Below are 19,614 nucleotides of genomic sequence, written 5' to 3' on the forward strand. Positions count from 1 at the left end.
TTCAACGCTCGCGCCACTGCAGCAGCAGCGACCAGGGCTGCCGGCTCAGGTGCCGGTCGACGCAGCCGGGCGTGCCCGCCGTGCAGCCTTCGGCCAGATAGCTCGCATCGAGCACCGACGTGCCCGGTGCGACATCGAGCCGGCGCCGCGTGACCGACTGCAGCACGTTGCCGCCCACGGTGTCGAAGCCCTGCGCATCGACCGCCACCACCGCATCGCAATGCATAGGCAGGGCTGCGCCGCCGGTCGGCCGCTCGGCCAGCACCTCGCCGATGCGCGCGAAGCTGTCGAGCCCGGCACGGGCGCCGCGCGCCTGGCAGACCAGGTCGCCCACGCGCGGCGGCGTCTGCGTGATGTCGCAGGCGCGCATCGCATAGCGCGTCGAGCGGCCCGCCGCCTCGGCCACGCCGGCCTGCCAGGCAGCGCCGGCGTAATCGGCGTGCGCCTCGGAGAACACGAACTCGCCGTCGCCCAGCCCGGCCTGCCGCGCCAGCCAGCTCACGAAGGCCGCCGACCAGGGCGTGTCGATCACCGCGACGCGGTTGACGGCCGTCTGCAAGGCACGCACCTCCGACGCCTCCAGCCCCTGGTCGGGCCCGACGCCCAGCCCCTGCAAGCGCGCCTCGGACGCCTGGCCGATGGCCTGCACCAGCAGGCGCCGGTCGGCCGGCCGCCATGCGCCGAAGCGCACCTGCGACGGCAGCAGGCCGTCCTGCGGATCGACCGCCTCCCAGTAGCCGAGCACGCGCTGCCACGGCGGCCGGTCGCCGAGGCCGCGGCGCGTGTCTTCTGCCTCCGAGCTGCCGGCGATGACGAGCCGGCCCTCGGCATCGAGCGTCTGGTCGCCGAAGGCCTGGAGCTCCCGCTGAGCGGCTGCGGCGAAGGCGATGGCGCGGGGCGGCGCGGGGACCTGCGTCGCGGTCCGCAGGCAGGTGGCGGCGGTGTCGATGGTGTCGGCGGCAGCCCCCGCGGAGGCGGCCCCGGCGAGCGTCAGCGCGGCGCATGTCAGCGATTTCGAGCAACAGGAGCGGATGGCGGCGACGGGCATGCGAGGGGCAGCATAGCCGCGCGCGGCGCGCGCCACCGGCCCTGCGTTCCGCACGCGGAACAAGGTGTCCTTCCCACCGGCCTTCCGTCCTGTCGATCCGGCCTCATATTCCGAGGATCGCCGCCGCCCTCGCAGCCGGCGCTCACTCGAAAGACACCGCCATGACCGACCCCATCGTCCAGATCAAGCCCCTCGGCTTTCCGTGGGAGACCCTCGACCCGTTCCTGTTCTGCGCGTACCACGACGACGCCTACCCCGCCGGCAATGGCGCGATGGGCCCGGCGGTGTCGCTCGAAGGCCGCGCCATCGGCCAGGACTTCAGCCGCAAGGACGGCTGGAGCATGTACCACGGCGAGGACATCCCCGGCTTTCCCGGCCACCCGCACCGCGGTTTCGAGACCGTGACCATCGTGCGCAAGGGCCTCATCGACCATGCCGACTCGCTCGGCGCGGCCGCGCGCTTCGGCGGCGGCGACGTGCAGTGGGTGACGGCCGGTGCGGGCATCGTGCATTCGGAGATGTTCCCGCTGCTCGACGCGAAAGCGCCCAACCCGCTGGAGCTGTTCCAGATCTGGCTCAACCTGCCGGCGCGCCACAAGATGGTCGCGCCGCACTTCACCATGTTCTGGGCCGAAGACATCCCGCGCTTCACCGCCACCGACGACGCGGGCCGCACCACCGACGTGGCCTGCGTGGCCGGCCGCATCGGCCCCATCGATGCCGCCCCCGGCACGGCCGGTGGCCCACTGGCGCCGCCCCCGGATTCGTGGGCCGCGCAGGACGATGCCGATGTCGCCATCTGGACCATCCGCATGGCCCCCGGCGCGCGCTGGACCCTGCCCGCCGCGCAGGGCCGGGGCACGCGGCGCAGCCTGTACTTCTTCAAGGGCGCGTCGGTGACCGTGGGTGGCCGCGCGGTGACGCGCCACGCCGCGATCGAGCTGCGCGCCGACCAGGCGGTCGAGCTGGTCAACGGCGATGACGTGGTGAGCGAGTTCCTGGTGCTGCAGGGCCGCCCGATCGCCGAACCGGTGGCGCAGTACGGCCCCTTCGTGATGAACACCCGCGCCGAGATCGAACAGGCCATGGCCGACTACCGCCGCACCCGGTTCGGCGGCTGGCCGTGGGCGGACGAGGCGCCGGTGCACGGCACCGACCCGGCCCGCTTCGCGCGGCATCCGGACGGGCGCGAGGAGCGTCCGGCGACAGCGCCGCAAGCGACAGCGCCGCAAGCGACAGCGGACGCCGCGATCAGCGGTTAGGCTGCAGGTCGCGCCCACCGATGGCGTGACCCGAATGACAACGAGCCTTCCGAGACACCACCCCGCCCGTTCGCCCTGGCTGATGCTGCTGGCCCTGACCGGCGCCTTCGCGCTGAGCCAGGCCTTCCGCACCGTCGCCGCCATCCTGGCCACGCCGCTGCAGGCCGAGTTCGGCCTGTCGGCCCAGGCGCTGGGCCTGTTCGCGGGTGCCTTCCACTTCGCCTTCGGCGCGCTGCAGCTGCTGATGGGCATCGGCATCGACCTGCAGGGCGTGCGCCGCACGGTGCTGGCCGCGTTCCCGCTGGCGATCATCGGCGCGGCGGTGTCGGCGCTGGCGCCGAACTTCCCGGTGCTGGTGGCGGGCCAGGTGCTGATCGGGGTGGGCTGTGCGCCGGCCTTCCTGGTGTGCACCGTGTTCATCGCGCGGCAGTTCCCGGCGGAGCGCTTCGCGGCGGTGTCGGGCCTGACGCTGGGCCTCGGCTCGCTCGGCATGCTGCTGACCGGCACGCCGCTCGCGTGGCTGGTGCAGGCGACCTCGTGGCGCACCGGCTTCTGGGCGCTGGGTGGGGTCTCGGTGCTGGCGTGGGGGCTGATCCTGTGGCTGGTGCAGGAGCCGCCGGCGCCGGTCGCCGCGGCCGAGCGGCCGTCGGTGCTCGGCGCGCTGCGCAGCTACGGCGCGCTGTTCGCCCTGCCCCACACGCTGGGCATCGTCGCGCTGGCATGGGTGACCTACGCGTCCTTCATCTCGCTGCGCGGGCTGTGGCTCGGGCCGCTGCTGATCGAGCGGCACGGCTTCTCGCTGGTGCAGAGCGGCAACGTGGCGATCGCGGTGTCGGTGGTCGGCATGTTCGGGCCGGTGCTGTTCGGCCGCTTCGACCCCGGCGCGGCGCGGCGGCGCTGGATCGTCGGCTTCACGCTCACGGTGGCGGCCGTCTTCGGCGTGATGGCGCTCGACCCCGGCGCGGCACTCGACGTGGCGGGCCTGATCGCCGTCGGCCTGCTCTCGGGCTACATCGTGCTGCAGTACGCCGACGTGAAGGCGGCCTATCCGGCCGCGATGACCGGCCGCGCGATGGCGGTCTTCACGATGGCGATGTTCCTCGGCGTGGCGGTGATGCAGTGGTTCACGGGTGCGGTGGCTTCCGTCGCGTCGGCGCACGGGGCCGACCCGTTCGTGAGCGTGCTGCTGACCATCGCCGCCCTGCTGGTGGCGGGGGCCGGCGCCTTCGTGTTCCTGCCCAAGCCCGCGAGCCTGCGGGCGCCTGGCGGGCGCTGATTCAGACCGAGAGGCCGTGCTCGACCATGTCGATCAGGCGCTGTCCGACCTGCTGCATCTGCGGGCCGACCACCGGGCCGAGCGGCCCGTCGAGCACCAGCATCGCGAGGCCGTGCACCGCCGACCAGGCCAGGAATTCGGCGCCCGGACGGCGCTCCGGCGACATCAGGCCGGCGGCCACCATCTGGTCGAGGGCCTCGCCCAGCAGCTGGAAGGGGTTCTTGCCGCTGGGCCCGGCACGCGCCGGGTCACCCGGGCCCGCGAGATCGTCGGAGGCCGCGTAGGCGGTGCGGAACAGGCCGTTCTCGGCCTGTGCAAAGCGCAGGTAACCGGTGCCGATGGCGCGCAGCGCGGCGCGTGCGGCATCTGGCGGCGGCAAGCCCGCAGGAACAGCGGCCAGTTCGGCCTCCATGGCCGTGGCGGAAGCCGACAGTGCGGCCGCGCGCACGGCCTTCAGCAGTTCTTGCCGGCTGCCGAAGTGCCGATACGCCGCGTTGGGCACCACCCCGGCCTGCCGCGTGACTTCGCGCAGGACCACCGCCTCCGGGCCCCCGCTGCGCGCCAGCGCGATGCCCGCTTCGAGCAGCGCGCGCCGCAGGTCGCCATGGCGGTAGGTGCTGCGCACCGGCAGCGGGACGGGAACGGGACTCATGGCACGAGGAATTTCATGTGGACAGCGTCCATTCTCTCCGTTATGGTCTTGTGGACGGCGTCCACAAGCCGCTCCATTTCATCCCATTTTCCAAAGGAAAGCCAATGGCCACCCAGATCTTCGTCAACCTGCCGGTCAAGGACCTCGACCGATCCGTCGCCTTCTTCACCGCGCTGGGCTACCGCTTCAACCCTCAGTTCACCAACGAGAACGCGACCTGCATGATCGTCAGCGAAGACCACGTCTATGTGATGCTGCTGGTGGAGCCCTTCTTCCAGACCTTCACATCGAAGGCCATCGCCGACGCCAGGACCAGCACCGAGGTGCTGCTCTGCCTTTCATGCGAGAGCCGCGCGCAGGTCGACGAACTCGTCGCCAAGGCGGTGGCCGCAGGCGGGTCCACGCCGACGAAGGCGCAAGACCACGGCTTCATGTACCAGCACGGCTACCAGGACCTCGACGGCCATGTGTGGGAACTGATGTACATGGAACCGGGCGCCATGCCGGGTTGACCCCCTGGGGCACTGGCAAACAGGCGTCAGGCCCGCAGGCGGAGGCGCGGTAGATTCACCGCTTCCACAAGGAGACTCCGTCCATGATCCACGTCCTCGCCTTCATCACCACCAAGCCGGGTCTGCGCGCCCAGGTGCTCGAAGCCTTCCAGGCCAACGTGTCGGCCGTGCTCGCCGAAGACGGCTGCATGGCCTACGAAGCGACGGTCGACGCCGCGGGCATGCCGCCGTCGCGCGGCAGTGTCGGCGACGACACCTTCGTCGTGATCGAACGCTGGGCCAGCGTGGCCGCGCTGCAGGCGCATGCCGCGTCGCCGCACATGGCGGCCTATGGCGCCAAGGTGAAGGACTGGACGGCCAGCCGCACGATCCACGTGCTCGAAGCCGTCTGAGCCCCGGCGCGCTCAGCCTTTGGCCGGCGGCGGCAGTTGCCGCAGGTAGAGGTGCAGCGCACGCATGTCGGTCTCGCTGATTTCGCGCAGCGACTCGAAGGGCATCACCTGCACCGGCGTGCCGTCGGGCCGCTGGCCGGTCTTGAACAGCCGCATCATGGATTCGGCATCGGGATAGCGCGCCATCACCGAGCCCTCGCCGGGCGCGAGCCGCGATGCGGCCGGCCAGTCGGGCGGGCCGCCGGGAATCTTGCCGCCCGCCAGCTGCGCGCCGTGGCAGCCCAGGCACATGTTGGCGACGTAGGCACCGTGCTGCACGCTCACGCCCTCGGGCACCGGTGCGGCCGGCGGGCGCGTGTGATCGATCTTCGCGGCGGCGTCCTGGATCAGGCCGAAGCCGTAGAGCGCCCGCACCGGCAGCGGCAGGTCGATCACCGCGGCGGCGCCGGGCGTCGGCGGCAGGCTGCGGATGTAGGCGACGAGCGAGGCGAGGTCGGCGTCGGTGAAGCGGTTGTAGTCCTCGCTCGGCATGATCATCAGCGGCCGGCCGAGCGGGTGCACGCCGTGGCGGATCACGCGCACCCAGTCTTCGGGCCGATAGCCCGCGGTCACGCTGCCGGGGCCGGGGCCGATATGCGGGCCGACGACGCGCATGCCGTTCGGGTCGTCGATGAAGGTGCGGCCGCCGCCGTGGGCGCCGTGGCAGTCCACACAGCCGCGCGATGCGTAGAGGTAGCGGCCGCGGTCGATCGCGGCGGTGTCGGTGAGCGGGCGCAGGGGCACGGGCCGCACGGCGACGTCGACCTTGCGCTGCATCTTCTGCTCGGCCTGGTGCAAGCCGAACCACAGCGCAGCGGCTGCGAGCAGCACCAGCGCGACAAGGGCGAGGCCGGCCAGGCGCAGCCAGCTCTTCAATCTTTTCGTCATGGGATGGCGTTTGAAAAGAGCGCGATGCTAGAGATCAGCGCAAGGGCTCGCAATCGCCGAGATCGCCTATGCCGGCCGGCCTAGCCGATCCCGCTCGCCCATGAAAAACGCGCCCGAAGGCGCGTTCCTGATCGACCGGTGGGCGCGCTTACTTCGACACGACCTTGACCATCTCGAGGCACTTGTTCGAGTAGCCCCATTCGTTGTCGTACCAGCTCACCAGCTTGACGAAGGTGCTGTCGAGCGCGATGCCGGCTTCGGCATCGAAGATCGAGGTGCGCGGGTCGCCGCGGAAGTCGGTGGCGACGACCTTGTCTTCGGTGTAGCCCAGGATGCCCTTGAGCGCGCCTTCGCTCTGCGCCTTCATCTCGGCGCAGATTTCCTTGTAGGTCGCTTCCTTTTCCAGCTCGACCGTCAGGTCGACCACCGACACGTCGGAGGTCGGCACGCGGAAGCTCATGCCGGTGAGCTTCTTGTTGAGCTCGGGGATCACCACGCCCACGGCCTTGGCGGCGCCGGTCGACGACGGGATGATGTTCTCCAGGATGCCGCGGCCGCCGCGCCAGTCCTTGTTGCTCGGGCCGTCGACGGTCTTCTGCGTCGCCGTGGCGGCGTGCACCGTGGTCATCAGGCCGCGCTTGATGCCCCACTTGTCGTTGAGCACCTTGGCCAGCGGCGCCAGGCAGTTGGTGGTGCAACTGGCGTTGCTGATGATGGCTTCGCCGGCGTACTTCTTGTCGTTCACGCCGTAGACGAACATGGGCGTGTCGTCCTTCGACGGGGCCGACAGGATGACCTTCTTGGCGCCCGCGTCGAGGTGCTTCTGCGCGGTTTCCTTGGTGAGGAAGAGGCCGGTGGATTCGAGCACGATGTCGGCGCCGACCTCGTTCCACTTCAGGGCCGCGGGGTCGCGTTCCTGCGTGAGGCGGATCTTCTTGCCGTTGACAATCAACGTGTGGCCGTCGACCGAGACTTCGCCCTTGAAGCGGCCGTGCACCGAGTCGTACTGCAGCATGTACGCCAGGTAGTCGGGCTCGAGCAGGTCGTTGATGGCGACGATCTCGATGTCGTTCTTGAAGTTCTGCACCGCTGCGCGCAGCACGTTGCGACCGATGCGGCCGAAGCCGTTGATACCGAGTTTGATAGCCATGTGACTTGCTCCTAAGGTTGAAAAACGACGATGGGTGGGACTCAGCGCGAAAGCGCCGCTTCGACGGTGGCGGCCACGTTCTCCGCAGTGAACCCGAAATACTTGAACAGCACGCCCGCGGGTGCCGATTCGCCGTACGTGTCGATGCCGACCACGGCCGACACGCCGTACTTCCACCAGCCGTCGGTCACGCCCATCTCGACGGCGATGCGCGGCAGGCCCTTGGGCAGCACGCGCTTCTTGTAGGCCACGTCCTGGCGGTCGAAGGTGGTGGTCGAAGGCATCGACACCACGCGCACGCCGATCTTCTTGGCCGCGAGCAGTTCCTGCGCCTTGAGCGCGAGCTGCACTTCGGAGCCGGTGGCGATGATGACCGCCTTGACCTTCTTGTTCTTCAGGCCGACGCGCTCGGGCTCGGCCAGCACGTAGGCGCCCTTGCTGATGTCGCTCAGGTCGCTCTTGGGCGAGTACGGCAGGTTCTGGCGCGACAGCAGCAACGCCGTCGGCCGCGTGGCATTCTGCAGCGCGACGGCCCAGGCCACCGTGGTTTCGGCCGTGTCGCCCGGACGCCAGACGTCGAGGTTGGGAATGAGGCGCAGCGACGCGGCATGCTCGATCGACTGGTGCGTCGGGCCGTCTTCGCCGAGGCCGATGGAGTCGTGCGTGAAGACATGAATGACGCGCTGCTTCATCAGCGCGGCCATGCGGATGGCGTTGCGGCTGTAGTCGCTGAAGGTGAGGAAGGTGCCGCCGTAGGGGATGAAGCCGCCGTGCAGCGCCAGGCCGTTCATGATGGCCGCCATGCCGAACTCGCGCACGCCGTAGTTGATGTGGCGGCCCAGCAGGCCGTCGGGGAACTGCTCGCTGCCTTCGCTGCGCACCACGTTGCCCTGCTCGTCGAAGCGCAGGCTGGGCGTGCTCTTGGTGTTGGTGAGGTTGGAGCCGGTCAGGTCGGCGCTGCCGCCGAGCATTTCGGGCAGCGCGGCGGTGAAGGCTTCGAGCGCGAGCTGCGAGGCCTTGCGGCTGGCGACCGTCTCGCCCTTCGCGTGGGCGGCCACCACGGCGTCGAACGCGGTCTGGTGGAAGCTCTTGGGCAGCTCGCCCTTCATGCGGCGGGTGAACTCCGCGGCCAGCGCGGGGAAGGCCTTGGCGTAGGCGGCGAAGCGCTCGTTCCACGCCGCCTCGGCCTTGGCGCCGGCGGCCTTGGCGTCCCACTCGGCGTACACCGTCGCAGGCAGTTCAAAGGGCGCGTACGGCCAGTGCAGCGCGCTGCGGGTCAGGCCGATCTCGTCGGCGCCCAGCGGCTCGCCGTGGGCCTTGGCGGTGTTGGCGCGGTTCGGGCTGCCCTTGCCGATCTGCGTCTTGCAGATCACCAGGGTGGGCTTGTCGGTGGAGGTCTTCGCGTCGGCGATCGCCTTCGACACGGCCTGGGCGTCGTTGCCGTCGACCGGGCCGATCACGTTCCAGCCGTAGGCCTTGAAGCGCTCGGCGGTGTTGTCGATGAACCAGGGCTTGACGGGGCCGTCGATGCTGATGCCGTTGTCGTCGTACAGCGCGATCAGCTTGCCCAGCTTCCAGGCGCCGGCCAGCGCCGCGGCCTCGTGGCTGATGCCTTCCATCAGGCAACCGTCGCCCAGGAAGGCGTAGGTGTGGTGGTCGACGATGGCGTGGCTCGGGCGGTTGAATTCCGCGGCCAGCAGCTTCTCGGCCAGGGCGAAGCCCACGGCGTTGGTGATGCCCTGGCCCAGCGGGCCGGTGGTGGTCTCGACGCCGGGCGTCACGCCCACTTCGGGATGGCCCGCGGTCTTGCTGTGCAACTGGCGGAACTTCTTGAGCTCGTCGATCGACAGGTCGTAGCCGGTCAGGTGCAGCACCGCGTAGAGCAGCATCGACGCGTGGCCGTTGGACAGCACGAAGCGGTCGCGGTCGGCCCAGTGCGGATTGGCGGGGTTGTGGCGCAGATGATCGCCCCACAACGCCACGGCCATGTCGGCCATGCCCATGGGGGCGCCGGGGTGGCCGGAGTTGGCGAGTTGAACGGCATCCATCGCCAGCGCGCGGATCGCGTTGGCCATCAAGGCTTGGTTGGCCATCGGGGAAGGCTTTCGGGGGTGAGATTGGGGGGAGCCCACGATTTTAACGGGCCGGGTCCGGCGGGCTCGCTGACCTGCGACAAGTCCCGGCACGTCCGGGGCGCACTTCCGGGGCGCACTGCTAGAGTCGCGAGCCATGCAAGGGCTGCATCTCACCGCCGATCTCCACGACTGCCGATGCGCACCGCCGTGGCTCACCGACGCCACGCTGCTGGGCGAGCGCTGCCTGCGCGCCGTCGGCGCGGCCGGGCTGCAGGCCGTCGGCCAGTTGTTCCACAACTTTCCCGCCACGGCCGAGGGCCCGGGCGGCGTGACGGCCACGGTGCTGCTGGCCGAATCGCACCTGTGCGTCCACACCTGGCCGGAATTGCGCGGCGCCACGCTCGACGTCTATGTGTGCAACTTCGGCGCCGACCATTCGGCCCAGGCGCACGCGCTGCTGGACGCGCTGCTCGCGCTGTTCGAGCCGGGGCGCGTCGAGCGTCACGAGATTTCGCGCGGCGACGCTGCCATGGTGCGCGCATGAGCGCCGCCCGGCCGCCCGAAGGCGCTCGCCCCACAGCCCGCAGAGCGAAGGTGACTCAATGACCGGCGCACGCGCGATGGTGCTGGCCGCCGGCCGCGGCGAGCGCATGCGGCCGCTGACCGACACCACCCCCAAACCCCTGCTGGACGTGCGCGGCAAGCCGCTGATGCAGTGGCCGCTCGAGGCGCTGGTGGCCGGCGGCTTCTCGTCGGTGGTGGTGAACACCGCCTGGCTGGGCGAGCAGATCGAGGCGCGCTTCGGCGCGGGCGGCGATCTGGGCGGCGTGGACCGCGGCATGCCGCTGCGCATCGCCTATTCGCACGAGGGCCGCGACTTCGGCGGCGCGCTGGAAACAGCCGGCGGCATCGTGCGCGCCTTGCCGATGCTCGCGGACGTGTTCTGGGTCGCGGCCGGCGACGTGTATGCGCCGGATTTCGTCTTTTCCGAGGCGGCTGTGACACGTTTTGTCAGCAGCGGCCGGCTCGCCCACCTGTGGCTGGTGCCAAATCCGTCACATAACGCCAAGGGCGATTTCGGCCTGTCGGCCGACGGCCTGGCCCTGAACGACGCGCCCGAGCGCCTGACCTTCTCGACGATCGCCCTCTACCGGGCCGCCTTCTTCGCGCCGCCGCACTGCGACATCCCGCCCGGCAACCCGCAGGGCACGAAGGCCGCGCTGGCGCCGCTGTTGCGGCGCGCCATCGAAAAAGCCCAGGTCAGCGCGGAACGCTACCTGGGCGCATGGGCGGATGTGGGCACACCCGAACGGCTGGCCGCGCTGAACGCCGGTCGCTGAGACCGGCGCCGCGCGGCGGCCGTCAAGGGATGTTCGAACCGGAGACCTGGAACGGCCCCCCTGGCAGCGCGAAGCTGCCACCGAACTCGTAGGTGCCATTGGTCGCACAGCCGTTCGGCGGCTGGCACGCCTTGCCGCTGCCCTGGTTGGTCCAGAAGACCACGGGGCCATAGCGGTAGTTGGACAGCTGCTTCCCGCCGTAATCCGCCACGGACAGGACATAGGACTCGGTGCCGTGGTTCTCGGCATCTTCGGCGGCGATGGGGTCCACCAGCCGCGTGTCGGTCAACGGGTTGGCACGGGCAACGCCACTGTTGAAGTCGGCGCCAAACTGCACCCAGTCGATCCGACGGTCGCCGCGCGACGTGACGATGACCTCCCGCGCGAAGCCTTGCGTGTAGACCTTGGTGCTGTCGTGCGGCTTGGCGTAGGCGATGTGGGTCGGGTTGCGGCCGACGGTCACGCCGCCCTTGCGCACGATTTCCGAGGCCGCGCCGCCGCCGGAGGGCGTCAGGTAGTTGCCGAGGTCGTAGATGTGCAATTGGCCTTCCTGCGTGGCGATGAAGGCGCGCCGCGGGCCGTCGTTGGGCCGCACGCTGACGGCCGTCGGCCGGTTGTCCAGGTCGATCGTCTTGATGACCGTCGGCTTCTGCGACGCCACTGCGTCGAAGGTGTAGGGCCACTGGCCGGCGCCGGCGCCGCGGCTGGCGATCATCGCGTTGAAGTCGGACTGGTTGCCACCGAAGTACTTCTCGCGGTAGTAGCTGAACAGCGGGCGCAGGTCGACGAAGGCGGCCCGCTTCTCCGACTTGGAAACGACCACGGCCACACCGGCCCGTGCGTAGGCGGCGCTGTTGACGCCCGAGTAGAAGCTCGTGCGGTTGCTCTGGTCCGTCAGCGGCAGCGCGTAGTAGTTCTGGAGGTTGTTGGTTCCCGGCGCGAAGGTGCGGTTGTAGTCCTCGAACGCGATGCCCGTGGAGGCCGAGATCTCGGTGGGTGCACGCAGGTTGTCGGGAAGATCGACGTAGCCGAGCACCTTCATGTAGGCCGTGTTGCCCAGGTTGGGCAACCCGGGGTAGACGTTGCCCCACTCGCCCCAGTGGTTGTACCAGCCCGACGGATTGTCGGGGTTGCAGCCGTTGCAGAGGCCCGCCAGCGCAACGACAGCGATCTGGCCCTTCAGGTTGACCGTGTCCCAGACCGTGACCAGTGCGAACTCGTTGCTGCCGGTGACGGCGATGGCGGTGGGCACCTTGCCCGCCGCCAGCTGGACCGTGGTGCGGTTCGACGCGGTGTTGCTGCCCGTGGTGCCGATCAGCCCGCTCTGGAACACCATCAGGCTGTTCGTGCACCAGCCGGAACGGCCGTAGCAGCGGCCGACGGCCACCGGCTCGCGCGCACCGAGCCCCTGGGCGAGATAGCTGACGGCCGCGCTGTCGTTGACCCCATTGCTGTACTCGACCGTCCAGCTCGGCTCGGGCTTCTGGGCGAAGGTGTTGTGGGCCATGTTGATGGCCTGCAGGTTCGAGATGCCCACGTTGGTCGCCGGCGCGTCGGCGATGTAGGCCGTGTGCACGATCGCCGACGAATAGTCACCGGGGTCGGTCTGCAGGGGGCCGCCGACCTGCCAGGTGCCGCAGTAACCGCCCTGATTGGCGGGAACACAGCTCCGGGTGCCGCCGGAATTGCGAATGGAGATCGGGTCGTAGGACTGGTCGCCACGCGTTCCCCAGGTTGGAAGCCCGCTGTTGCCGGACGTTCCATAGCTGGCCGACGAGGGCCCGTACCGGTATTCGATCCCGGCCGCCTTGCTGAACTGCAGGGCCGTCTCGCGGTAGGCACTGGGCACCACGTTGACGGCGCTGTCCACGACATCGTTCTGAAGCGGGACGGTGCCCGTGGCGCCGCCGGCCCCGCTTCCGCTGTCGGCCTGCGTCGTGCTGGCGAGACTGCTGCTGCCCGAAGCCGTCGTACCGGTTCCGCCACCGCCACCACCGCCGCAGCCGACCAACGCCGCCGTCAAAACGAGCGACATCGCGAATTTATTTTCAGTAACCGTGAACAATGTAGGAATCCTCTGATTGACAGTGGCGCGTTTGTACCTTTTTGGTCTAACGACGGGAACTCTTCTTTCAATTCTTTGCTCGCGTCGGCAGAGATGCCACACTGTGCAGTTACAAAACGGCAGTATGGTTACAGCAATGGATACTTCCTTCTACATAGCCCGGCGCAATCGTCTTGCAGCAACTATCGGGCCCGGCGGCATCGCCATCATTCCGACGGCGCCGGAGCGGCCACGCAACCGCGACAGTGACTACCTCTACCGTCACGACAGCTACTTCTATTACCTGACGGGTTTCACCGAGCCCAATGCCTGGCTGGTGCTCACCGGCAGCGGCCACGCCACCCTGTTCTGCGCGCCCAAGGATCTCGAGCGCGAGATCTGGGACGGCCACCGGCTCGGCCCCGAGGCGGCGCCGGAGGCCCTGGGCGTCGACGCGGCCCGCCCCGTCACCGAACTCGACACCCAACTGCCCCGGCTGCTGGAGAACACCACCGCCGTCTGGTACCCCTTTGCCACGCACAAGGGCCTGGAGTCGCGCATCGACGGCTGGCTGTCGTCGGTCCGCGCGCGCGTGCGCTTCGGTGCGATGTGCCCCGACCAGCAGCGCGACCTGTGCGGCCCGCTGGACGAGATGCGGCTGGTGAAGGACGCGCACGAGCTCGACATCATCCGGCGCGCCGGCAAGATCAGCGCCGGCGCCCACGTGCGCGCCATGCAGGCCTCAGCCCGCATGCTGCGCGAGGGCCGCGACTTGCGCGAATACCACCTCGACGCCGAACTGCTGCACGAATTCCGCATGGGCGGCTCGCAGTACCCGGCCTACCCGTCGATCGTCGCCGCCGGTGCCAACGCCTGCGTGCTGCACTACCACGCGGACGTGGCGCCGGTGCGCCCCGGCGAGCTGGTGCTGATCGACGCCGGCTGCGAACTCGACGGCTACGCCAGCGACATCACCCGCACCTTCCCGGCCGACGGTAAATTCACCGGCCCGCAGCGCACGCTGTACGACATCGTGCTGGCCAGCCAGGTCGCCGCCGTGGCCGCGACCAAGGCCGGCAACCGTTTCAACGACCCGCACGAGGCCGCCGTGAAAGTGCTCGCGCAGGGCATGCTCGACGTCGGCCTGCTCGACGCCAACAAGGTCGGCAGCCTCGAGGACGTGATCGAGCAGCGCGCCTACTTCCCTTTCTACATGCACCGCACCGGCCACTGGATGGGCATGGACGTGCACGACTGCGGCAGCTACGTCGAGCCCACGCAGCAGGGCGAGGTGAGCGAGCGCAAGGACCCGCTCAGCGGCGAGACCATCAAGAACCGCCCCAGCCGCATCCTGCACCCGGGCATGGTGCTGACCATCGAACCCGGCCTCTACGTGCGGCCGGGCGAGGGCGTGCCGGCGCAGTTCCACCACATCGGCATCCGCATCGAGGACGACGCGATCGTCACCGCGGACGGGTGCGAGTTGACCACGCGCGACGTGCCGGTGAAGGCGGACGAGATCGAGGCGCTGATGCGCGAATGAGGCCGGATCGGCGTGGCCAATGCGTCGCATGGCCCGGCAGCGGGTCCTTGGGCTACGCGAAGGGCCAGAACGCGAGGGCCGGCTTGTTCACCATCAGATAGAACACGGCGACCATCGCCACGAAGGCCGGGTAGCCGAGCCGTTCCCAGCGACGCTGGTAGCGCGCGTACGACGGCGGCAGCGGTACACCATCACGCTGTGCCTGTGCGGCCATCGCCGCCATGCGGATCTGCAGCCACACCACAGGCAACCAGCAGGCACCCGTCAGCACGAACAGCCCCATCGACAGCGCGAGCCACGGCGTGGACATCGGCCAGCCCGCCATGTGCGCCAGCGCGAAGCCGGTGAGCGGCTGCAGGATGACCGTGGGCGTCGTGAACCACCAGTCGGCCCGCACCACCAGCCGGCTCACCACCGCCTGCGCGGGCACGCTGCCGCTGCGGTTGGCGAAGAACATGTAGAAGGCCGACCCCAGACCGGTGCCGACCATCAGCACGCTGGAGAGGATGTGCAGCCACTTGAGGATCAGGTAGGTGTTCATGGCGTTGCGCGTCGGATCAGATGCCAGAGCACGGCGGCGATGGGCAGGTTCTTGAGCAGCGGGCCCAGCGGATGCAGCCACAGGCTGGGCTGGAGCGCGGTCGCCGCCAGCGTCATCGCCGCCATCAGCGCCAGGGCGGCGACGTAGCTCGTGCGGCCTGGCCATCGCCACAGCGCGACGCCCACGAGAAGGTCGGCCACGGCGCTGCCGACGATGAGCCCTTGCACCAGCCAGGCTGGCGACGCCACGCCGGCATCGGCGAGCACCTGGCGGCTCTGTCCGTTCAGTTCGACGAGGCTGACGGCGGCGGTCGTCAACCAGACGGCGACCAGGCTGAGGCGCAGGAGGCGGTCATCGTCGGGGCCTCGATGTGTCATCGCGAAGCTTCGTCGACCACGACGGTCACCATGCCCCAACGCGCGAACTCGGGGTCGAATTCCGACAGGGCGAGCAGACCGGCGCAGGCTTGCGCGCCGAGAGGCAGCGCACCGCCGCGCCCGAGGCGGCGGGCCAGCAGGATCGCTGCCATGCACGGGATCTCGGGGCCGTGGTTGTCGTCCGCGGCGATGTGCCACGCGCGGCGTGCGGCCGCGCCTTGTGCATCGATGCCTTCGACGCGCACCACCATGCCGCCGAGCGCAGTACCGAACGCATCGAACACACCGCCCGTGGCATGCAGCAGTGCGGCGAGCCGGTGCGGAGCCGGCAGCAGGCCGATGCGGCGCAGGAACGCCAGGAAGGCGAAGGCCTGCTGCGTGAAGCCGACTTCGAGCGCGGCCCGGAACATCACCGACTGCACGCCGGCATAGCGCGCCGGGAAGAGCTCGAGATCGGGGATGTCGCACAGCGCACCGCGCCGCGGCTTCATGCGCGCGAACGCGACCTTCGTCGGTCGCGCCCAGCCGAGGCGCTCGACCCATCGGCCGTTCTGCCAGATGCGGATCGGCGCGCCGCAGTAGGCGAGCACGCCGGCCAACGTCGCTTCGCCGCGCGGCGCGCCTTGCGCCGGCGCGATGCAGATGTCGATGCGGCGGATGTCTCTCCAGCCGGCCGTGAGGTGGTCCACCACCGCCGACGACAGCGCCGGCACGGTGCTGGCGCCGCTGACCGCCACGCGCCCCGCGTTGCGGAAGGTGGCGTCGAGCGCAGTCGGAAAATCGCAGACGAAGCGCCGGCCATCGGCCAGGTCGATGTAGTGCGCGCACGCCGCCGCGGCGGCGTGCGGCACGCGGTAATCCTGGTCCTGGAACGGACCCGCGGTGTGGATGACGAGCTCGGCGCCGACATCGCGGAGCGACTGCGCCAGGTCCGACGACTGCACGTCGATGCGCATGCCGCGCGCGCCGCCGCCCAGCGACTGGGCGAACGACGTCGCCCGATCGAGGTCGCGCCCCCCGACGACCAGTTCGATGCCCGCATCCTGCGCCAGCGCACGGCAGATGCGCGCGCCGAAGTTGCCGTAGCCGCCGAGCACCAGTGTCTTCATGTCGATGCGATTCCGGCCAGGTGCCCGCGCGTGAACGCCTCCTCGAAGATCGAATAGCCCGACCAGTCGGCGTGCGCGAACGCGAGCCGGCCGGCCACCACGGTGCCCTCGTTGCCGAGTTGCGCACGCAGCCCCGGCGTCGGGATCGCCATCGCATGGCCGTAGCGCGTGATGTCGATGCGCGTGGCGCGCTCGGCGATGTCGGGGTGTGGCACCGACAGCTCGGCCAGCAACGCATCGCGCCAGGCGGACCAGGGCTGGTCGAGCAGTTGGCGGCGGCCGTCGGCGCCGTCGAAGGCGCTCGGGCCGAGCGGGCGGTACCAGGTCAGCACGGTCGCGCGCGGGGTCGGGTCGAGCGTCTGGTGGCGCGCGTCGACGTAGCCCAGGCCGCGCGTGCCGTAGACCACGTTGTCCCAGCTCGGCGCGGCGCCCGGGCGGTCGGCCAGCGGGGCATCGAGATGCACGTTCGCCACCAGCCAGGGCGCGTACTGCAAGGCAGCCGCCGCTCGGCGCAACGGCTCGGGCGGGTTCTCGACCACGCGTGCGGCGATGAAGACCGGCAGCGCGACGATGCAGCGTTCGGCCTGCCAGCGCACCAGTGCCTTCGTCGATGCATCGAACACGTCGACCTCGACGCCATCGCGCGCCTGGGCGATGCGGGTGACGACCTGGCCGGTGCGCAGCCGCTCGCCCAGCGGCGCGGCGAGGCGCTGCGCTAGCCAGCCGTTGCCTTCGGGCCAGGTCAGCACCGCATCGCGATCGGCGTTGTCGTCCCCTGGGGCATGGAAGCCGTGGCGGCTCGCGAAGTAGTGGATGCCGGCCCAGGCCGACACCTGCGCGAGACCGGCGCCGTAGTCGTCGCGGCAGCAGTACTCGAGGTACCAGCGCAGGTGCGCATCACCCAGGCCCTCGGCATCGAGCCAGTGGCCGAAGGTCATGCTGTCGAGCGCGAGCGATGCCGGTGTGGAAGGCGCACGCAGCGAGGGAATCGCGAAGCGCGCAGCGTGCTGCAGTTCGTCGACGCGCTGCGCGAAGCGGCGGTACTGCGCCAGCGTGCCGGCGCCGACGCCCTGCACCGGCAGCAGACCGTCGTGCCATTCGCCCTGGAAGAAGAGCCGTTCCTGCGGGCTGTGGCACAGGTGGCGCTCGTCGTATTCCCAGCGGCCGGCCAAGCGCCGCCGCAGGCCGAGTTCTTCGAGCAGGTCCTGCACCTCGTGCGCGTCGTCCCCCGGCACCGGCAGGTAGTGCGCGCCGAGCGGGCAGGCGATGCCTTCGACCGCCCCGCCGCGGCTGTTGCCGCCGGCCGTGTCTTCCAGTTCGAGCAGCACGAAGTCGTCGACACCGCGGGTACGCAGGGCCCGCGCAGCCGCGAGGCCCGCGACGCCGCCGCCGGCGATCAGCACGCGCGTGCGCCGCACGGCCGACGGCGCACCGGCACGCCAGGCGCCGTCGCGCAACGCATGGCCGCGCGCGACGTCGATGCCGGTGAAGCCGCCTGTGATGGCGCGCGGTGCATCGCAACCCGACAGCGCCAAGGCGCCGGCGCCCAGGGCGCTGCCGATGAATGCGCGGCGCTGCATCGTCAATGCCCCGAGACCTTGCCCCACTCGCGCTCGTAGGTCGTGACCAGCGTCTGGTTCGACAGCCGGTTCACCTCGGCCGGCACGCGCGCCATGTCGAGCGGGAAGTCGAACATCAGCGGCAGCGTGGGCAGCGACAGGTAGCGCAGGCCGGCCGGCAGCGCCTCGGGCCGGCGGTAGGGCCGATGGCTCGCGATGACGAAGCCCCATTCACCAAAGCTCGGGACGTGTACGTGGTACGGCGTGGCCGTGAGGCCGACCGATTCGATGGTGGTCGCCACCGTCCAGAAGCTCTGGCGCGCGATCAGGGGCGACGTGGTCTGCACCACCGCGTAGCCGCTCGCCGCCAGGCGCTTGTCGAGCAACGCATAGAAGGAGTTGGTGTAGAGCTTGCCGATGGCGAAATTCGTGGGGTCCGGAAAGTCCACGACGATCACGTCATAGGCGTCATCGCCTTCCTGCAGCCACTGGAACGCATCGGTGTTGACGATCTTCAGCTTGGGCGACTTCAGCGACCCGCCGTTGAGCGCCGCGAGCGTCTCGTGCTCGGCGAACAGCCGCGTCATGTTCGGGTCGAGCTCGACCAGCGTGACCGACTCGACCGACGGGTACTTGAGGATCTCGCGCACCGCCATGCCGTCGCCGCCGCCGAGCACCGCCACCTTCTTCGGCGCGCCGTGCGCCGCCATCACCGGGTGCACCAGCGCCTCGTGGTAGCGGTACTCGTCGCGCTCGGCGAACTGCAGGTTGCCGTTGAGGAACAGCCGATGACCCGCACCGCCGCGCGTCACCACGATGCGCTGGTAGGGCGACGTGGCGCTGAAGACGATGCGGTCCTGGTAGAACTTGTCTTCGGCCAGCGTCGTGATCCGGTCGGCGAAGACGAAGCCCGCGATCAGCACGGCCAACGTGAGCACGCACGCCGCAAAGTGTGCGCCGAACTGCCGCAGCTCATGCCGGAACATCCACAGCGCCCACAGCGCGACGGCCGCGTTCATGAAGCCGAACAGCAGGCCGGTGCGGATCATCCCGAGCTGCGGCACCAGGATCAGCGGGAAGGCGACCGACACCGCCAGCGCACCGAGGTAGTCGAAGGTCAGCACCTGCGAGACCAGGTCCTTCAGCGCCGTGTTGCGCTTGAGGATACGCATGACCAGCGGAATCTCCAGGCCGACCAGCGTGCCCACCACGATCACCAGGCCGTAGAGCAGCAGCCGGAAGGCGCCGGGGATGTAGGCGTTGGCGATGAAGAGCAGCGTCGGCAGCGTGCCGCCAACGAGCGCGACCAGCAGCTCGATGCGCAGGAAGTGCGCCGGCAGCTGCCGCTCGAAGTAGCGCGAGAGCCACGAGCCCACGCCCATGGCGAAGAGGTAGGTGCCGATGATGGTGCTGAACTGCAGCACCGAATCGCCGAGCAGGTAGGAGCTCAGCGCCGCCGCGCTCAGTTCGTAGACCAGCCCGCAGGCGGCCACGACGAAGACGCTGGCGAGGAGGGCGATCTCGACGGGCTGCGGGCCGCGCGCCGCGGGGGCCGGCACGCTCAATGGATCGCGGCGGCCACGATGATCGAGATGCCCAGGCACATCGCCGCGACCACCATCCCGAGCGCGCGGTTCTGCTTCTCGATGATCTCCCGCCAGAGGTCATAGGGCGTGAGCTTGTCGATGATCAGGAAGGTGACCCAGAAGATCAGCACGCCGATGATGGCGTAGAGCATCGAGCCGAGAAGCGCGGCGGGCCGCAGCCATTCAATTCCCATCATGAGAACCTCCTGAAGAAAAGGGTG

At 69.8% G+C, this 19,614-nt stretch carries 19 protein-coding genes; 7 read left to right on the top strand and 12 right to left on the bottom strand.

Features of this window, described 5'->3' with window-relative positions:
• Nucleotide 1: 1 nt before the first annotated feature.
• On the bottom strand, nucleotides 2-1,048 hold the full coding sequence (locus N8A90_RS14530; protein WP_262075634.1) for a DUF2272 domain-containing protein: 1,047 nt from the start codon (nucleotides 1,046-1,048) through the stop codon (nucleotides 2-4).
• Between the two features lie 161 nt (nucleotides 1,049-1,209).
• On the opposite strand from N8A90_RS14530, the gene N8A90_RS14535 reads away from it, so the two are divergent.
• Both N8A90_RS14535 and N8A90_RS14540 read left to right on the top strand, forming a co-directional pair.
• Complete coding sequence (locus N8A90_RS14535; protein ID WP_262075635.1) at nucleotides 1,210-2,310, top strand: pirin family protein; 1,101 nt, start codon at nucleotides 1,210-1,212, stop codon at nucleotides 2,308-2,310.
• A gap of 34 nt (nucleotides 2,311-2,344) precedes the next feature.
• Nucleotides 2,345-3,586, top strand: coding sequence for an MFS transporter (locus tag N8A90_RS14540; RefSeq protein WP_262075636.1), 1,242 nt, complete (start codon nucleotides 2,345-2,347; stop codon nucleotides 3,584-3,586).
• A 1-nt stretch (nucleotide 3,587) separates the two neighbouring features.
• Here N8A90_RS14540 and N8A90_RS14545 read toward each other — a convergent pair whose 3' ends face one another.
• A complete protein-coding gene (locus tag N8A90_RS14545; protein WP_262075637.1) occupies nucleotides 3,588-4,238 on the bottom strand; it encodes a TetR/AcrR family transcriptional regulator in 651 nt (216 codons plus the stop codon).
• A 104-nt stretch (nucleotides 4,239-4,342) separates the two neighbouring features.
• Between N8A90_RS14545 and N8A90_RS14550 the strand changes: the two genes are divergently transcribed.
• Both N8A90_RS14550 and N8A90_RS14555 read left to right on the top strand, forming a co-directional pair.
• Nucleotides 4,343-4,750 carry a VOC family protein gene (locus tag N8A90_RS14550; protein WP_262075638.1) on the top strand — a complete coding sequence of 136 codons (408 nt, stop codon included), beginning with the start codon at nucleotides 4,343-4,345 and terminating at the stop codon, nucleotides 4,748-4,750.
• Nucleotides 4,751-4,833: 83 nt separating this feature from the next.
• Entirely contained in the window at nucleotides 4,834-5,142 is a 309-nt protein-coding gene (locus tag N8A90_RS14555; protein ID WP_262075639.1) for a putative quinol monooxygenase, read from the top strand.
• Nucleotides 5,143-5,154: 12 nt separating this feature from the next.
• On the opposite strand, the gene N8A90_RS14560 is transcribed toward N8A90_RS14555, so the two are convergent.
• From N8A90_RS14560 to tkt, 3 genes are all read right to left on the bottom strand, one after another.
• Nucleotides 5,155-6,069, bottom strand: coding sequence for a c-type cytochrome (locus N8A90_RS14560; RefSeq protein WP_262075640.1), 915 nt, complete (start codon nucleotides 6,067-6,069; stop codon nucleotides 5,155-5,157).
• A gap of 148 nt (nucleotides 6,070-6,217) precedes the next feature.
• Nucleotides 6,218-7,219, bottom strand: coding sequence for a type I glyceraldehyde-3-phosphate dehydrogenase (gap, locus tag N8A90_RS14565; protein WP_262075641.1), 1,002 nt, complete (start codon nucleotides 7,217-7,219; stop codon nucleotides 6,218-6,220).
• Nucleotides 7,220-7,260: 41 nt separating this feature from the next.
• Nucleotides 7,261-9,312, bottom strand: coding sequence for a transketolase (gene tkt, locus N8A90_RS14570; protein WP_262075642.1), 2,052 nt, complete (start codon nucleotides 9,310-9,312; stop codon nucleotides 7,261-7,263).
• A 136-nt stretch (nucleotides 9,313-9,448) separates the two neighbouring features.
• On the opposite strand from tkt, the gene N8A90_RS14575 reads away from it, so the two are divergent.
• Together N8A90_RS14575 and N8A90_RS14580 are read left to right on the top strand one after the other, a co-directional pair.
• Complete coding sequence (locus tag N8A90_RS14575) at nucleotides 9,449-9,838, top strand: S-adenosylmethionine decarboxylase family protein (protein WP_262075643.1); 390 nt, start codon at nucleotides 9,449-9,451, stop codon at nucleotides 9,836-9,838.
• Between the two features lie 76 nt (nucleotides 9,839-9,914).
• Nucleotides 9,915-10,634, top strand: a complete 720-nt coding sequence (locus tag N8A90_RS14580) for an NDP-sugar synthase (RefSeq protein ID WP_410087687.1) — start codon at nucleotides 9,915-9,917, stop codon at nucleotides 10,632-10,634.
• Between the two features lie 22 nt (nucleotides 10,635-10,656).
• Here N8A90_RS14580 and N8A90_RS14585 read toward each other — a convergent pair whose 3' ends face one another.
• Entirely contained in the window at nucleotides 10,657-12,669 is a 2,013-nt protein-coding gene (locus N8A90_RS14585) for a hypothetical protein (RefSeq protein WP_262075645.1), read from the bottom strand.
• A gap of 166 nt (nucleotides 12,670-12,835) precedes the next feature.
• Between N8A90_RS14585 and N8A90_RS14590 the strand changes: the two genes are divergently transcribed.
• Nucleotides 12,836-14,221 (top strand): aminopeptidase P N-terminal domain-containing protein, encoded by a 1,386-nt coding sequence (locus tag N8A90_RS14590; RefSeq protein WP_410087685.1) that lies wholly within the window; start codon nucleotides 12,836-12,838, stop codon nucleotides 14,219-14,221.
• Between the two features lie 52 nt (nucleotides 14,222-14,273).
• Here the strand turns inward: N8A90_RS14590 and N8A90_RS14595 are convergent, their stop codons facing one another.
• From N8A90_RS14595 to N8A90_RS14620, 6 genes are read right to left on the bottom strand one after another with little or no spacing between them, the layout of a single operon-like run.
• Nucleotides 14,274-14,762 carry a DUF2269 family protein gene (locus N8A90_RS14595; RefSeq protein ID WP_262075647.1) on the bottom strand — a complete coding sequence of 163 codons (489 nt, stop codon included), beginning with the start codon at nucleotides 14,760-14,762 and terminating at the stop codon, nucleotides 14,274-14,276.
• Nucleotides 14,759-15,139: a DoxX-like family protein gene (locus N8A90_RS14600; protein ID WP_262075648.1), complete on the bottom strand. Its 381-nt coding sequence runs from the start codon at nucleotides 15,137-15,139 to the stop codon at nucleotides 14,759-14,761. The genes N8A90_RS14595 and N8A90_RS14600 overlap by 4 nt, the downstream gene beginning before the upstream one ends.
• A complete protein-coding gene (locus N8A90_RS14605) occupies nucleotides 15,136-16,248 on the bottom strand; it encodes a saccharopine dehydrogenase family protein (RefSeq protein WP_262075649.1) in 1,113 nt (370 codons plus the stop codon). Before N8A90_RS14605 ends, N8A90_RS14600 begins: the two co-directional genes overlap by 4 nt.
• On the bottom strand, nucleotides 16,245-17,828 hold the full coding sequence (locus N8A90_RS14610; RefSeq protein WP_262075650.1) for an FAD-dependent oxidoreductase: 1,584 nt from the start codon (nucleotides 17,826-17,828) through the stop codon (nucleotides 16,245-16,247). Before N8A90_RS14610 ends, N8A90_RS14605 begins: the two co-directional genes overlap by 4 nt.
• 2 nt (nucleotides 17,829-17,830) lie before the next feature.
• On the bottom strand, nucleotides 17,831-19,366 hold the full coding sequence (locus N8A90_RS14615; RefSeq protein ID WP_410087688.1) for a polyamine aminopropyltransferase: 1,536 nt from the start codon (nucleotides 19,364-19,366) through the stop codon (nucleotides 17,831-17,833).
• Between the two features lie 2 nt (nucleotides 19,367-19,368).
• On the bottom strand, nucleotides 19,369-19,590 hold the full coding sequence (locus N8A90_RS14620; RefSeq protein WP_262075652.1) for a DUF350 domain-containing protein: 222 nt from the start codon (nucleotides 19,588-19,590) through the stop codon (nucleotides 19,369-19,371).
• Between the last annotated feature and the right edge of the window lie 24 nt (nucleotides 19,591-19,614).

Source organism: Variovorax sp. N23 (assembly GCF_025486315.1).
Lineage (GTDB): Bacteria > Pseudomonadota > Gammaproteobacteria > Burkholderiales > Burkholderiaceae_C > Variovorax.